A 14,692-nucleotide genomic window follows, 5' to 3' on the forward strand; every position below is an offset into this window, starting at 1 on the left:
TCGACATGAATTTATGTTTTCCCAGGAATAACTTACATAAACCCGCCCTAACCACCTCACCAGTTAATAGGTGTCGGGTGTCGGGTGTGGGGAAAAAACTGTTGCAAGAGTGCCTTTTGACTACTGATAACTGATAACTGTAGAGATGGAACGAATTCAAGCTATACGCGGAACAAGGGATATTTTGCCGGAGGAGGCGGGTTACTGGCAATGGGTGGAGTCTATTGCCAAAAATCTCCTCAGCAAAGCCAATTATCTCGAAATTCGCACCCCCATCTTTGAACAAACTAGCTTGTTTGAACGGGGAATTGGGGAAGCCACCGATGTGGTCGGTAAGGAAATGTATACTTTTAGCGATCGCGGCGATCGTTCGATTACCCTGCGACCGGAGGGAACGGCCGGAGTTGTCCGCAGCTATATTGAAAATAAACTCCATGTCGGGGGGGTTCAACGTCTCTGGTACACGGGGCCGATGTTTCGCTATGAACGCCCCCAAGCCGGACGACAGCGCCAATTTCATCAATTGGGTGTCGAGGTTCTCGGAAGTAACGATCCCCGTGCCGATGTGGAAGTGATTGCGATCGCCACCGATATTTTACAGGGGTTGGGGTTAAAAAATCTCCACCTGGACTTAAATTCTGTCGGAGATTTAGAAGATCGGGGGCGTTATCGCCAAGCGTTAATTGATTATTTAACGCCTTACAAAGATGAACTCGATCCCGATTCTCAAGATCGTCTTTCCCGCAATCCTTTAAGGATTCTCGATAGCAAGGACAAACGCACTCAAGAAATTGCTCAAAATGCACCCAGTATTATCGATTATTTGGGTGAAAAATCCCGCACTCATTTTGAAAAGGTACAGCAATTATTAGCCGGATTAGGGATTAGTTATACTCTCAATCCCCGTTTGGTTCGGGGGCTGGATTATTACACTCATACCGCCTTTGAAATTATCTCCGATGATCTCGGCGCCCAAGCAACGGTTTGTGGAGGCGGACGGTATGATGGTTTAGTTCAAGAACTCGGTGGCCCGGATACGCCGGCTGTTGGTTGGGCGATGGGTTTAGAACGGTTAATTTTGCTGTTGCAGCAAATGCACACTATTCCTCAGTCTGAACTCGATTTTTACATCGTTTCTCGCGGAGAATTAGCCGAAAGTCAAGCGATTATTTTAGCTCAAAAATTGCGCCATGCTAATTTTAGTGTAGAAATTGATTTGAGTGGGAGCGCTTTTGGTAAACAGTTTAAACGGGCTGACCGCAGCGGGGCGGTGGCTTGTTTGGTGTTGGGAGACGCAGAAGCCGCCAATCAAACCGCCAATTTGAAATGGTTGAAAACCGGAGAACAAAATACGATTTCCCAATCCGAACTGCTCACAAAAATGGAGGAAATTCGCTCACAAATTCAAGCACAAAAACAGTCCCAAACTGTTAACAGTTCAACTTAGTTATCTGTTAAACTCAACCTCATCCCCGCCAATTTAACCCTCTCTATTTACTCCCCTCTCGACCTCTCCCCAAACCCCTCTCCGAGGCGGGGAGGGGCTTAAATATCTTTAAAGCTCAACCCAGAAAAATTAAGATTTTAAAGCCTCTCTCCACCTCACCCTACCCTCTCCTACAAGGTGAGGGAAATAGTGTCCTATTCAGGACTATTTATTAATGGAGAGGTTTGGAGAGGGGTTTTTTCTATTGGTCGAATTTATGTTAGTTTAATGGAGGGGCTGAAGCCCCTTATTTTTTCTTTGGGGTTTATTTTTAAAAAATAATGTTAAAATGTCGGTTAAAGTTTAGGCTAAAATAATCATCAAATTACAATTCTTGATACATCACATAAACATCAACAAAACCCAATTCTTGATGTAAAAAAGCATTGGGTAAAGTTCCGACAATTTGAAATCCTAACTTTTTCCACAATTTAACCGCCCGTTGGTTTGTACTCACTACAAAATTAAATTGCATCGCTTTAAACCCCAAATTTCGGGCGGTTTTTAACGAATGTTCCCCCATTAATCTCCCAATTCCTTGACCCCGTGCGGATGCGGCGACCATAAACCCGGCGTTACAGACGTGGGAACCGAGTCCCGGTTGGTTGGGTTTGAGATAATACGTTCCTAAAATGTTATCAAGATTCGCCGCAACATAGGTAATTTGCGGGACTTTCATCCAAATTTGTTCGGCTTCGGATTTTGAGGTCTTCGGTGAGAAAGCATAAGTATCTCCCCGACTGACAACCTCAGAAAAAATTAGCCAAATTTCCTCAAAATCTGACTCGGTTGCTGGTCGAATTTCAATCACCGGTTAGAATTGTAATGATATTAATCGGGTGCCGTCGGTTGGGTTGAGACACGAAACCCAAAATGAGTTAAAACTTCTTAAAAATTAATGCTCAAAGGGAGACATCCGCCTCCCTCATTCAACACTGGATTAACCTCCAGCCGCAAACGTTCCGATAATCAGGATTGACAGTGCCATACCCGGTAATAGAAGCAATCCTAACAATAAAAGTTCGTGTCCAGTCATGGCTTTTTAGACCTACAATCACTATAGGATGTAACATAGCATTGATTTTTGAAGCATCAGCCAAATCTTAACCTTGATTTTAGAACCGTTTTCTGGGAAGAATTAATCGGAGAATTAATTAATGAAACGACGCATTAAAATCTTATCATTCACCGTAGCAACCACCATCGCCCTTTTATTGGTTGGTGCGACTTTAGTTGTGTTAGGAATCTTTGACGAAATTCTCAATTGGGATATTTTTAGCGCCAAAGTAGAAGCGGTTTTAATGGGAATATTTTGGGCGAGTGTGTCTTTAAGTCTGTTTGGGGTGGCGATCACTTTTGTCTTGGGAATTCAAGAAATTGTTGGCGCAATTGGTTCTTTAAAACGAAATCCAGATTTAGATAGTTCCAGCGTTATTCCTGAAGCCCCCAAAACAACTTATCTGCTGTATATGGTGGGATTAGTTTCGGTATTTTCGGCTTTAATTGGTGTTCTTTCTTTGGTTAATCATCGGATTACCGTTCATCGCACCCGAGTGTTTAAAGAAATTGCCGCCGAACAAATGAATAGTTTACAAAATAAATGGGTGCAACAAGTTAGTCAAATTACCGCACCGCCCCGCAATAATGTACCGCTATCTTTGCACGACTTAATTATAAGTATTAGAGGGTTATCTTTCATTAATAATATGACCTTATATTTACCGGATACTGAAGATGAAACAGTGATTTGGAGTTATGCTCCTGGGTGGAGTTTTGAAAAAGAAAAAGGCTTTGAACGGACTTTTGTAGCCAAAGAATATGAACGGGCTATTCAAGCCGCATTTTCCGGAAAACCCGAACTTTTAAATGTGATTAATGATCGCACCGGGTTTACTTGGTATTATGTCGTTAAAAATCCCCAAGACCAACCGATAGCGGTATTAAGAATTAATGGAAATTCTCAAGAAAACTTTCGAGAATATCGTCTCGACGGCGAATGAAGTTAGACTTTAAAATAAAGCCTTTTTTAAAAGTTAATTAAAACCGTCAAACTGATGGAAATGCTGTCGGGGTTGAAAAATTGAAAAAAAATGATAAAATAATAACGCAACTTCTCTCAAAACACTGCAAAAAATGCTGATTCCCATCGAACAAATTTTCACGGGCGCCAACCTGTTTGTCCTGCCGTTCTGGGCCTTAATGATTATTCTGCCCAACTGGGGAATTACCCGAAAAGTCATGCAATCCTATATTCCCTTTGTCCTGCTGGCTGGGGTCTATATCTATTTATTTGTCAGCAGTATTACCCCAGAAAACGCTGCGGCATTATCCGATCCCAAATTAGCAGATATCGCCCGATTTTTTGCCGATGAAACCGCTGCGGCGACGGGATGGATTCACTTTTTAGTGATGGATTTATTTGTCGGACGTTATATCTATTTAGAAGGACAAAAAACCGGAATTTGGACAATACATTCTCTGGCTTTGTGTCTATTTGCAGGACCAATGGGATTATTATCTCATATCCTGACCACCTGGATCAAGCAGAAATTTTTCCCCGGTTCGGAAACTGAACCCACATCCGCCAAGATTTCTCCCGCCCAACAATCTTAAGCCCAAAAAATTTTAACTTATACCCAGTGATTTCTCAGAGAAAATTCAGCTTGTTAAGATGAAATAAGAGAATCAATTCAAACAACAAACTGGGGTTAAAATTATGGCGGTTGAATACGATTTAGTGATTATTGGGGGCGGTTCGGGAGGGTTGGTTGTCGCCAGTGCAGCCGCCCAATTAAAAGCAAAAGTTGCACTGGTTGAACGCGATCGCTTGGGAGGGGATTGTTTGTGGTTTGGTTGCGTTCCCAGTAAATCTTTAATTCATGCGTCTAGAGTCGCCTACGAAGTCAAAAATGCCGCCCGTTTTGGCATCTATACCGAACACCCCAAAATCGATTTTTCTAAAGCCGCCAACCACGTTCAAAATGTGATTAAAACCATCGAACCCCACGACTCGCCGGAACGGTTTAGAGGGTTGGGAGTCGAGGTGATTTTTGGAGAAGGAAAATTTAGCGATCGCCAGACTTTTGAAGTCAACGGACGCCAACTCAAAGCCCGGGCGTTTGTTATTTCTACCGGTTCTAGACCCGCCATTCCGCCCATTCCCGGTTTAACAGAAGCGGGTTTTTTAACCAATGAAAACGTCTTTTCTCTGCAAGAACGTCCCGAGAATTTTGTGATTATTGGCGGGGGTCCGGTCGGGTGCGAATTGGGACAGGCTTTTTCTCGGTTGGGTTCAAATGTCACCCTCATTGAAAGCGGGGATTATCTATTACAAAAAGAAGACCCGGAAGCCGCCCAAGTTGTCCAAGAACAACTGATTTCAGAAGGAATTAAAATCTTCACTCAAACTCGCGCCGAACAAGTCGAATTCAAAGACGGTAAAAAACACATTAAAGCCGGAGAAAATACCATTATTGCCGATGAAATCTTACTCGCCGTTGGGCGGGTTCCCAATGTAGAATCTTTAAATTTAGAAGCCGCAGGGGTTGCGGTTGGAAAGGGCGGAATTCAAGTTAATGATAAACTGCAAACCACCAACCCCCGAATTTATGCTTGTGGGGATGTTATTGGCGGCTATCAATTTACTCACGTTGCGGGATATGAAGCGGTAGTTGTGTTAACAAATGCCCTATTTTTTCCGGTGAGTAAAGCCAACTATCGAGTTATCCCTTGGGCGACATTTACCGACCCCGAATTAGCCCGAGTTGGGTTAACTGAAAAACAAGCCCTTCAACGCTACGGTAAGGATGTTTATGTGTTAAAACAGCCTTTTTCCGGTGTAGATCGCGCCCAAGCTGAGGGTAAAACTCAAGGGTTTGCAAAGATTATAACACGGGGAAATGGTGAGATTTTAGGCGCTCATTTGGTCGGGCCGTCAGCCGGAGAATTAATCCATGAAATTGTGCTGGCAATGTCGAACAATTTAAAGGTTTCTGCTTTGACGGGGATTCATATTTATCCGACGTTATCAGAGGTTAATAGTAAAGCCGGATTGCTGTTGAAAAAACAGAAGTTTGCTCAAAATAAATGGCAACAAAATCTATTAGAAAAGTTCTTCAACTGGCGGCGTTCATTTTAACCAAACCGAACCCAGAAAAACCTCATCTAGATTCGAGATCATCGGTTAAAACGTTCCAATTCTTCGGCGATAATCTCTTGCATAATCCCGGTAATTGTTGGCCCGATTACTTGAGTTGTGCGTTGAATCGATTCTTGCAATAATTGGGGCATAACTTCAATGGTTTTTTGTCCGGTCGGACTTTTGTAAAAATCAATTAATACCCGCAAATCTTCTTCGGTAAAGTATTTATCATACAGGGGATAATATACTTCTTCAACAATTTGTTGATAGTCCACCCGTTCGAGAAACAACCGATTATATTTTTGGGTAATTCGGTTCATTTCTTGGCTGAGATTGGCGACAATTCGTTGACGTTCTTGGGGTGAAAGTTGTTCCGCTCCGGCCAAATCTGAACTTAACATGGCGCCAAATTGTTGTTCCATTTGAGACAACATGGCTTCGCTAACTTGCCGAAACGTTCTTTCTCCTCCCGTCAGTTCGAGAAATTCTTCAATCAGTTGTCGTTTACTTTCGGAAATTCTCTGAGATACTCTCACTCCCGGTTGAGAAGAACGAGGGGAATTTTGAGCCTTGGAAACTTCAGGACATAGAAGAAACGAAGAGGAGATTAAACCAATGAATAAGATCCGCTTAAACATGATAATATTTAAGTTGCCAGTGATTTTCTCCTCTTATTTTAAACTAGACAACCGATGTTTAACATTTTCCCTGACATTGCTGGCGGGGTTGGGGTTTATTTTTGCAAGTGGGGTTGTTAATGATACGTTGAGTGAATTCAAAAATTTTATCATAGCGAAATTCATCGACAATTTGAATTAAAGCTTTAGCCAAATGAGAATGTTGGCTCGGAATTTGTTCGATCAATTGTAAAATCAAAAAATCGCTACACTGGGCGGCAGATTCAGAAAGTTGCTCAACCCATTCTCTCGGCATTACTTCCAGGTCGTGGAGGTCAAGCAGAGAGTCTAACTGTTGAGTTTCGTCATGGCCGTTGTTATTTTCAGGGGGGGTTGAGGAGTCTTCTTTATAGCAATAATATTCATCCTGTAAATGTCGGCTAATTGCGGCGAGTATGTCTTGTTGCTGAAACGGTTTGCGGATGAAATCATCGCATCCAATTGAAAGAATATATTGTCGATCTTCTTCAAAAGCCTGAGCCGTTAAAGCGATAATTACGGTGTCTTCACCTTGCGGAGAAACTCGAATCTTTTGGGTGGCGGTATAACCATCCATCACCGGCATTTTCATATCCATAAAAATTAGGTTGGGTTTCCAAGACGAGAAAATTTCTACTGCTTCTTCACCATTGGAAGCTTCTCGGATTTCAAAGCCGATTGAACCCAAAATGTTCCTTAAAAGTAAACAATTTTTCGGGTCGTCATCAACAATCAAAATACGATACTTGGATTGATTTAAAGCCACTTCAGCGATGTTCTCCGAAGTCGGAGTAATTTCAATTTGACTATTTTTACAAATCTTGATCGGAATCTTGAATGAAAATTTAGTTCCTTTATTCAGTTCGCTTTTAACGGTAATTTCTCCACCCATTAACTGCACAAATTTTTGACTGATCGGCAAACCCAAACCCGTTCCTTGACCCGATTTGATTCCGGTTTCTGTTTGACTAAATGCTTCAAATAATTTATTTTGTTCGGCGGGAGCAATGCCCGAGCCAGTATCTTCGACTTCAAAAATTAAAGTATTTTGTTCTTTGAAATTATCGGTTTTAATTCGCAGCGTGACGCTTCCTTTTTCGGTAAATTTAATTGCGTTACTCACCAGATTAATTAAAACCTGACGCAGTTTGCTTTCATCACCGTGAATATTGGAGGGAACTTGAGGATCTTTTTCCACTACTAATTTTAAGCCTTTGGATTCAGCTTTTAAGCGTAACAATTCTTCCAAAGTTTGAATCAGGCTATTGAGATAAAAGTCATTTTCTCGGAGTTGGGTTTTTCCGGCTTCGATTTTTGACATTTCTAAAACATCATTAATTAAACCCAACAAATGTTCCCCGGAACGGTTAATAATCTCAACATATTTGTGATGTTTAACGGATAGGCTGGCATCGCGAGACATTAATTCAGTAAAGCCCAAAATTGCGTTCAGCGGCGTCCGCAGTTCATGGCTCATATGGGCAAGAAATAGACTTTTAGAATGGTTGGCTGCTTCTACAACTGCCAGTTCTTCCGGGGTTTTTAAAGATAAAAATTGAGGCAATAATACCATTAACTCTAAGGCGGTATAGCAAGAAATAAGAGCCGTAAAAGCCCGTTCTAATCCTGCTAACCAATAAGCGGGATGCCAAAGTGTCCAAATATCGAGGAGATGACCTACGCCGCAGGAAATAATAAATAAACTAAACAAAATGAAGACTTTATTAAACGGAACATCTCGCCTTTGATGTATGAAATAAATCAGCATTGCCGGAATGGAAAAATAGGCAATCGCAATCAATAAATCACTAATGACGTGCAACCCAATTAACGGTGTTTGCCACAAATAGCATGAGCCATGCGGCATATACTGTTTCGGCGAAAAGATAGTCTCTAAAATTTGCCACATTTGACAGGAAAGTGAATAAAAGTTGAACGGAGGTGGACTGGAAAGTAAATGAATGCCTTGAAAAGTAATATAGTCAGATTTTATCTCTGACTCTTGTTAATTTTATCAGAATAAAAAGTTTTTTTCAAGATAATTTCACGAAAAATTCACGAGCCTGAAAATTTGGATGAATTGATCAAGATCAAATGAAGACTAAAAACAACAGTAAATGTTGATATTTTTGTGAATTTGGGAGGAAAACACAGCCCAATGAACACCCTGGAAAAGCTTTGGCTGTGAGGAATTTTAGGTGTTAATACTTCATAAAATCTGGACTTCCCAAAATCAAAGCCGCTTTCAGATCCGGCGAACTTTTATTAATGACTTCTCGGGTGTTTTCCGAAAAATTATCACCCAAAGTTTCAATTAATTTTTGAGAATCTACCGGTTTTCTATCCTGAAATAGACCTTTAGAAAGCTGTACCGCTAAACTACTCCGACGAATCATGGTATCGGGGTTTAACCAAGCATCCTGAGTATTTTTATACCCATCCGGCGAAGGACACCCGTACAAAGGCATTCCCAACTGTCTCAGTAAACCCGTCGCCGAGTTAAAATTACTCACCTCACCCACCGCCCGCATAACCGATACAATATAACGATAAGGTGTTTTAAATTTGCCCTGATAAACGTCAGGGTTCCAAAATTCCGAACTGCTAAACAAAGTCTTGAGAACCAAACGAATTTCTCCCTCGGTTTCTAAGAATTTATCAGCCATTTTTTTGATTAAAGATTCTGGGGGATTATCCACCACAAACTCTCGAGCTAATTTATAGCTAATATATCGAGCCGTAGAAGGATGACGGGCTAAAATATCTAAAGCTTCCTCTCCTTCTTCTATGCCTCTGCCTTTGATTTGATGACCCAAAAAGACTTTATCCTCAAAATCATGGCGATCGCTTTCAAAGTAAAAACCATCTTCGTCTTCGATGCGTTTCCCTGATGGACGAGGAACTCCCCAACCGGTGAAAATCCGGGCTAAACTAATAATATCAGCTTGAGAATATCCCCCATCTACTCCCAAAGTATGAAGTTCTAACAACTCCCGTGCATAATTTTCATTGAGTCCTTTAAATCTTCCCTTCGCTTGGGGACTTCCGGGGGCTGTATTTTGCCAATTATCCAGATAAATTAACATCGCCGGATGCTTGGCCGTGGCACCCAAAAGTCGGCGAAATTTACCCAAAACATGAGGCCGAATTGCCTGCTGTTCATAGGCACTAAAATAGAGGCGAATTTGTCCTCCTTGTAAGGCATTAACATTAAAGTGATTATACCAGAAATCGACCATCACTTCTTCAAGCTGTCGGGGACTTTCATAAGCTCGGAGCAAACGGGCTTTTTCGGCTTGAGAGCGAATTTTTTGCTCAAAATCTCCTCTAATTTTCTGCTTGGTTTTTGCATCCAACTTGAGTTGTTTCGCTTCTTCGTTCAAGCGATGCTGTTGCTTATAAAGTTGACCGGGTGTTAAATTTAAAGTATCCAAACTTTGCAGTTGATTCGTTAAACTATCTGGAGTGGCTATAGATGCGGGTGTCAGTTGAGATTGAATATAAGCCTCCTCCCCGATCTTTTTCACCTGTTGAATCAGTCCGGGGGTAGATCCAAAAGTAAGGCGATTAATGGTATGAAAAATGCGAGTATCCTTCATAAAGGTTGTCAGTGTGAGAGCGTTTAAAATTAAGGGTAGATACAGCCCGGATTTTAAGATAAACTAATCAATGAAGTGTCAGAAAACCTTCTACTTCTATGATATCGAGCGATTTGTGGCAAGCCAACCAAGACCTGAGTATTGCTTGTCTTGAACATCCCTTTGTCGAAGGTATTGCTCAGGGAACTTTGCCACGCGGTTGCTTTGTGTTTTATGTCGGACAGGATGCCTTTTTTCTCAGAGCCTTTGCGAGAGCCTACAGCATTGCCTCCGCCAAAGCTCCCGACTGGGAAGGCTTTAACCTATTTCACGATCTCACCAACGGAGTTTTAGAAGAACTACAACTCCATCAAAATTATGCCCAGATTTGGGAAATTGACTTACAAACAACTCAACCCGGAGTCGCCACCCGTCGCTATACCGAATTTTTATTAGCTACGGCTTGGAGTCGAGATATCGGTGCGATCGCGGCGGCTATGACTCCTTGTATGAGATTGTATGCTTTTTTAGGTCAAAAACTCGCTGAACCGGAAATTCCCAATCATCAATACAGCGACTGGATCAAAACCTATAGCAGCGACGATTTTGAACAACTCGCTCAACAACTCGAAGATCTCAGCAACCGCTACATTGTAGACGAACCCCAAGCCCATTCCCTGTACCGCTACGCCATGTTATGCGAACACGAATTTTTTCAGTCCGCCTGGGAACAAGAACCAGTCACCAGTCACCCTTACGGGTTCGGCAGTTGCTCCTTGATGGAAACCACCAAGACCGCACTGCCTCACCAGTCACCAGTCACCAGTTAAAAGGCAAGAGTTCATGTGGCAAAAGTTTTGTAGGGGCGGGTTCACTCAGGTTGTTGATAATAGGAATAAATCTATATCAACCCGCCCCGACACCACACCTGAGACCGGGGCGGGTAATGGTCAGTTGTTTGTAGGAAACAGAGATTTTTCAGAACCCGCCCCTACAAACCCGACACCCGACACCCGACACCTGAAACCTGTTTTACCGTCCCAATTTGTTGGGAATGCCTTCACAACCACCGGGAATGGTTTTTCTGGACTGCTCACCACACCAAGCACAACAATAGTAGCGGTTTTCATCAGATAGACCGTCAACCCCGGTAAAATTAGCGTTTTCAATCACCGCTCCGGTATACTCACCGGTGTTGTAGTTCGGCATTTTGGTGCGACTGCGGGGAGTTGCCGTTTCCGCCGAACCGTAAAATAACTTTGTCGCTCGAAGAATCGCCCCAGAAAGATTGGCTTCATAGAGGATAGCACGGGATAAATTCGCCCGGACCAAATCGCAACGACTGAGATCGGTTTTGACTAAATTCGCTTCTGCTAAGTCGGTTCGACGTAAATCAGTTCCGGCTAAATCGGCACAGGCCAACATTGCACCCAAGTCTATCACCCGAATTCCTTCCAAACGATCTTCGGCGTAACTCCCATGACCATCAAGAATGGGCCGACCCAAATGGCGATCGCGTTTAAGCGGTGTAATCAGTTTAGCTTGGGAGAGAAACCGCAAAATCTTTGCTTTTCCTTCAGCATTCACACTGCGAATTATCGCCGCCGTTCGTCCTTCTGCAATTACCCGTTCTTGAGGCCAATCTTCGAGAAGACCCTGTTCTCCCAAGGCCAATTCAGAAACCCCTTGAAAGTAAGCATCAATGGTTTGCTGTTGGGTAATCAGGTTTTGTTGGATGGTTAAATCTCTGGAAATCACATATTGACGCCACGCCACATATACCGCCAAAATCGCAATTAAAATCTGACCCAACGCCCCGATCAGTTCCCCTAACGCACCGATCGCATCCCAATTAATTACTATATTGCGACTGCCAAAATCTTTGTTGGAACCGCTCAACATCAACAACCCGGCGATCGCGGCTAAAATCCCAAAGCTGGCAATAATCAAACTTCGCCACACGGGGGGAATGAGGGAAGTCCAAACATTTCCCCAACTCGGCCAAATCATCCGCAGGGAGGCAAATAAAGCTACGAAAGCGCAGAGATATCCCACCCAAACGTTATCGAGTGCCAACCCCAAAATCATCACCGCAACGGCAGCTAAAGTAATCACAGACGCCAGAAAGTTGCTTGGGGATTTAGCTTCTAATTCTCCGGTGAGTGTATATCGACTGGCGGATGCGGCTACCGCCTGTTCAAACTCGCCGCTGGCGATCATGGCCGACGTCTCCTCTGAATTGACCATTAATCCATTATTTGTCGAGAAGCCATTGGGACTGTCTCCAGTACCATTAGATTCTCTCGGGTTGGGTTGAGATGAGTTGGGTTGCTCGGTCATGGGTTCTACAAACTGGGTTTAAATGGCGATTCTTTCAGTTGATGCCATCCTTCTGTTGATTGTACCTAAACTCATCGGAACCTGACTAGAGCAAGCGATCGCCTGGGGGCGTTTGTGTTAAGCTCGAACTTGAGAGTGTGAAACCCCTGATCGCCTTTGGGTCTGATTGTGGCATGAATTCCAGGGTTTAGTACAGAGGCCCAATCTCAAAAGCTTATTAATCAGGGAAAAAGCTTCTGTTTTTTCAGTTCAGTTCTATTTTAATCTTATTTCTCTTTAACCTGAACAGGGGACGGTCGTCATGTCATCTCGTTTAAGGCTATTGCTTAGATTTTTAAATGCTGGTTTATCTAAGCGGATTTCGGTTTGGATTTTAGCCAGTATTTTCTTGATTGAGTTAATTATTTTAGTTCCTTCTGTTTATCGTCGGAAACAGGAACTTTTAGAACAACTTGCCGAAGTTTCTTCCGGTAAGGTTGCCTGGATTATTGCGACTTATCCCTATCAGTCCGAAGCCGAACTTTTACAACAATTAATTAATCTCAATGAGCTTGATACCAGCGTGAAAGGGGGTGCGGTTTACAAACTTCCCGAGGGAAAACTTATCGGTGATTTTGGGGAAATGCCTCAACTGTCTTTTGAGCAAGCGAAACTTGGTCAAGATATTTATCTGAGAACTCCATCGGGCGACCGCTATGATAGTGCTTGTAATCTTCAATCTTTAAAAGATGATTATTTGGTGGTTATTCGCCACGATGCCGATGAAATCATGCAAGAAGTTCGGCTGTTTATTGTTAGAATTGCCGGCTTAGTTTTAATTATTTCTATTTTTGTTGTGATCGGGACGATGATTGTTTTAGAGAAAATGGTGATCACTCCCATTTTAAATCTGAGACAGGATTTAATTCAAGCGGGAAAATCTATTTCTCAAAATCAAGAACCTCCCAAATTTTATTCGACTTCTCTGCAACGCCATGATGAGTTAGGAGAGGTGATTTCCGCTTTTATGGAAATGTTTACTCAAATTCATCAAGCCATTACCGAACGCCAACAAGCAGAAGCCGCTTTGCGAGTGGAAAAGGAAAAATCAGAACAGCTTTTACTCAATATTTTACCACAAACTATTGCCGAACAGCTTAAAAAAGAACCGGGTTTAATTGCCGATCGCTTTGAACAGGCGACCATTTTATTTGCTGATATTACCGATTTTACCGGACTCGCGTCTCAAATTTCCCCGACGGAATTAGTGAGTTTACTCAATCAAATTTTTTCCAGTTTTGATCGCTTGGCGGAACGACACGGGTTAGAAAAAATTAAAACTATCGGAGATGCTTACATGGTTGTTGGAGGACTACCCAAACCTAGAGAAGATCACGCTTTGGCGATCGCTGAAATGGCGTTGGATATGCAGCAAGAAATTTATCAATTTAAACGAGAAGATAATCAAATTCTCAATATCCGCATCGGTATTAATACCGGGCCAGTTGTGGCGGGTGTGATCGGGTTAAAGAAGTTTTCCTACGATCTTTGGGGTGATGCTGTTAATATTGCCAGCCGGATGGAATCTCACGGGAAAGTTGGCGAAATTCAGGTCAGCGCCAGCACCTATGAATTATTAAAGCACAAATATATTTTGGAAAAACGGGGCATTGTTAAAGTTAAGGGGCGGGGTGAAATGATCACCTATTGGCTGAAAAGTCGCCAACCTGCTGCTGTTGAATGATGAATGATGAATTATCAATGATGAATTTTAGACTAAAAAACCCGGTTTCGTAAGAGTTACCGGGTTTTTGGCTTGTACCTCACACGACTACAAAACTGGGGCGGGTTTATATCAGTTGTCTGTAGGAAAACATACATTTTTACAGAACCCACCCCTACAAACCCGACACCCGACATTGAGCAATTTTTTAATTGAAAATCAAGTTGGCTTGAAGACTTGACAATCGGATTAATTTGGCTTAATTTTTTCTTTATAAAAAGGAAAAACAAACACTTTCGCGAGGGAAAATAGAAAGCAAAATTGAGTTTCGAGGCTTGTTATTAGGATAGCATTTTTATTTTTTTAAATCCGTGAATATAGATACTGAACAAAAGTGGAAGAAGGCATAAAGTAATAATAAGAGCCAGACAAGAACACTGTATAGTAGGAGGTTTGGATGAAAAAGCTTGTAGGCTTCATCACAGTTGCTTTCGTCGGACTAAACATCGGTCTGCCTGCTCAAGCAATGGGTACAACCGGACAAGATATCACTTGTGGCTACAAGTACAAAGTTGGTGACGGTGGTTGGACAAACGGCAGCACAGGCGGCACCACCCGTCAAAATGCTCGCCTCAGCCGCGAACAAATGCTATCCAACCTAGAAAGCGAAGCTGCTGACTCTGGAGAAAGCTTCGATGTCACATACTTGGGATGCCGCGACCCCTATGGTCACAACTAAATTGGGGAAAAATATCCGGTTTTTCGGCACAACCCAACACCAATATTGTG

General features: G+C 42.5%; 12 protein-coding genes. 7 read left to right on the forward strand and 5 right to left on the reverse strand.

The features are described 5' to 3' along the window. The first annotated feature begins 145 nt into the window (after positions 1-145). Positions 146-1,447: a histidine--tRNA ligase gene (hisS, locus tag ACL6C3_RS15895; protein WP_413168208.1), complete on the forward strand. Its 1,302-nt coding sequence runs from the start codon at positions 146-148 to the stop codon at positions 1,445-1,447. A gap of 364 nt (positions 1,448-1,811) precedes the next feature. Here hisS and ACL6C3_RS15900 read toward each other — a convergent pair whose 3' ends face one another. After that, entirely contained in the window at positions 1,812-2,297 is a 486-nt protein-coding gene (locus tag ACL6C3_RS15900; RefSeq protein ID WP_413168209.1) for an N-acetyltransferase family protein, read from the reverse strand. A 346-nt stretch (positions 2,298-2,643) separates the two neighbouring features. On the opposite strand from ACL6C3_RS15900, the gene ACL6C3_RS15905 reads away from it, so the two are divergent. The 3 genes from ACL6C3_RS15905 to ACL6C3_RS15915 all read left to right on the forward strand — a co-directional run bounded on the left by ACL6C3_RS15905 (position 2,644) and on the right by ACL6C3_RS15915 (position 5,624). Next, positions 2,644-3,486: a hypothetical protein gene (locus ACL6C3_RS15905; RefSeq protein ID WP_413168210.1), complete on the forward strand. Its 843-nt coding sequence runs from the start codon at positions 2,644-2,646 to the stop codon at positions 3,484-3,486. Positions 3,487-3,619: 133 nt separating this feature from the next. Further along, positions 3,620-4,099 (forward strand): ABA4-like family protein, encoded by a 480-nt coding sequence (locus ACL6C3_RS15910; RefSeq protein WP_413168211.1) that lies wholly within the window; start codon positions 3,620-3,622, stop codon positions 4,097-4,099. Positions 4,100-4,202: 103 nt separating this feature from the next. Beyond that, on the forward strand, positions 4,203-5,624 hold the full coding sequence (locus ACL6C3_RS15915) for a dihydrolipoyl dehydrogenase family protein (RefSeq protein ID WP_413168212.1): 1,422 nt from the start codon (positions 4,203-4,205) through the stop codon (positions 5,622-5,624). A 38-nt stretch (positions 5,625-5,662) separates the two neighbouring features. Here the strand turns inward: ACL6C3_RS15915 and ACL6C3_RS15920 are convergent, their stop codons facing one another. The 3 genes from ACL6C3_RS15920 to ACL6C3_RS15930 all read right to left on the reverse strand — a co-directional run bounded on the left by ACL6C3_RS15920 (position 5,663) and on the right by ACL6C3_RS15930 (position 9,882). Next, positions 5,663-6,265: a DUF2059 domain-containing protein gene (locus tag ACL6C3_RS15920; protein ID WP_413168213.1), complete on the reverse strand. Its 603-nt coding sequence runs from the start codon at positions 6,263-6,265 to the stop codon at positions 5,663-5,665. A gap of 58 nt (positions 6,266-6,323) precedes the next feature. Then, positions 6,324-8,192 carry an ATP-binding protein gene (locus tag ACL6C3_RS15925; RefSeq protein ID WP_413168214.1) on the reverse strand — a complete coding sequence of 623 codons (1,869 nt, stop codon included), beginning with the start codon at positions 8,190-8,192 and terminating at the stop codon, positions 6,324-6,326. 292 nt (positions 8,193-8,484) lie between these two features. Further along, positions 8,485-9,882, reverse strand: a complete 1,398-nt coding sequence (locus tag ACL6C3_RS15930) for a DUF1800 domain-containing protein (RefSeq protein ID WP_413168215.1) — start codon at positions 9,880-9,882, stop codon at positions 8,485-8,487. Between the two features lie 98 nt (positions 9,883-9,980). Here ACL6C3_RS15930 and ACL6C3_RS15935 point away from each other — a divergent pair, with 98 nt between their 5' ends. Next, a complete protein-coding gene (locus ACL6C3_RS15935) occupies positions 9,981-10,691 on the forward strand; it encodes a TenA family protein (RefSeq protein WP_413168216.1) in 711 nt (236 codons plus the stop codon). A 202-nt stretch (positions 10,692-10,893) separates the two neighbouring features. On the opposite strand, the gene ACL6C3_RS15940 is transcribed toward ACL6C3_RS15935, so the two are convergent. Beyond that, on the reverse strand, positions 10,894-12,201 hold the full coding sequence (locus ACL6C3_RS15940) for a pentapeptide repeat-containing protein (protein ID WP_413168217.1): 1,308 nt from the start codon (positions 12,199-12,201) through the stop codon (positions 10,894-10,896). Positions 12,202-12,502: 301 nt separating this feature from the next. Between ACL6C3_RS15940 and ACL6C3_RS15945 the strand changes: the two genes are divergently transcribed. Together ACL6C3_RS15945 and ACL6C3_RS15950 are read left to right on the forward strand one after the other, a co-directional pair. After that, a complete protein-coding gene (locus ACL6C3_RS15945; RefSeq protein WP_413168218.1) occupies positions 12,503-13,924 on the forward strand; it encodes an adenylate/guanylate cyclase domain-containing protein in 1,422 nt (473 codons plus the stop codon). 505 nt (positions 13,925-14,429) lie between these two features. Continuing rightward, positions 14,430-14,642, forward strand: coding sequence for a hypothetical protein (locus tag ACL6C3_RS15950; RefSeq protein ID WP_413168220.1), 213 nt, complete (start codon positions 14,430-14,432; stop codon positions 14,640-14,642). The last annotated feature ends 50 nt before the right edge of the window (positions 14,643-14,692 follow it).

This window comes from Capilliphycus salinus ALCB114379 (assembly GCF_047276495.1).
Taxonomy (GTDB): Bacteria; Cyanobacteriota; Cyanobacteriia; order Cyanobacteriales; family Microcoleaceae; genus Capilliphycus; species Capilliphycus salinus.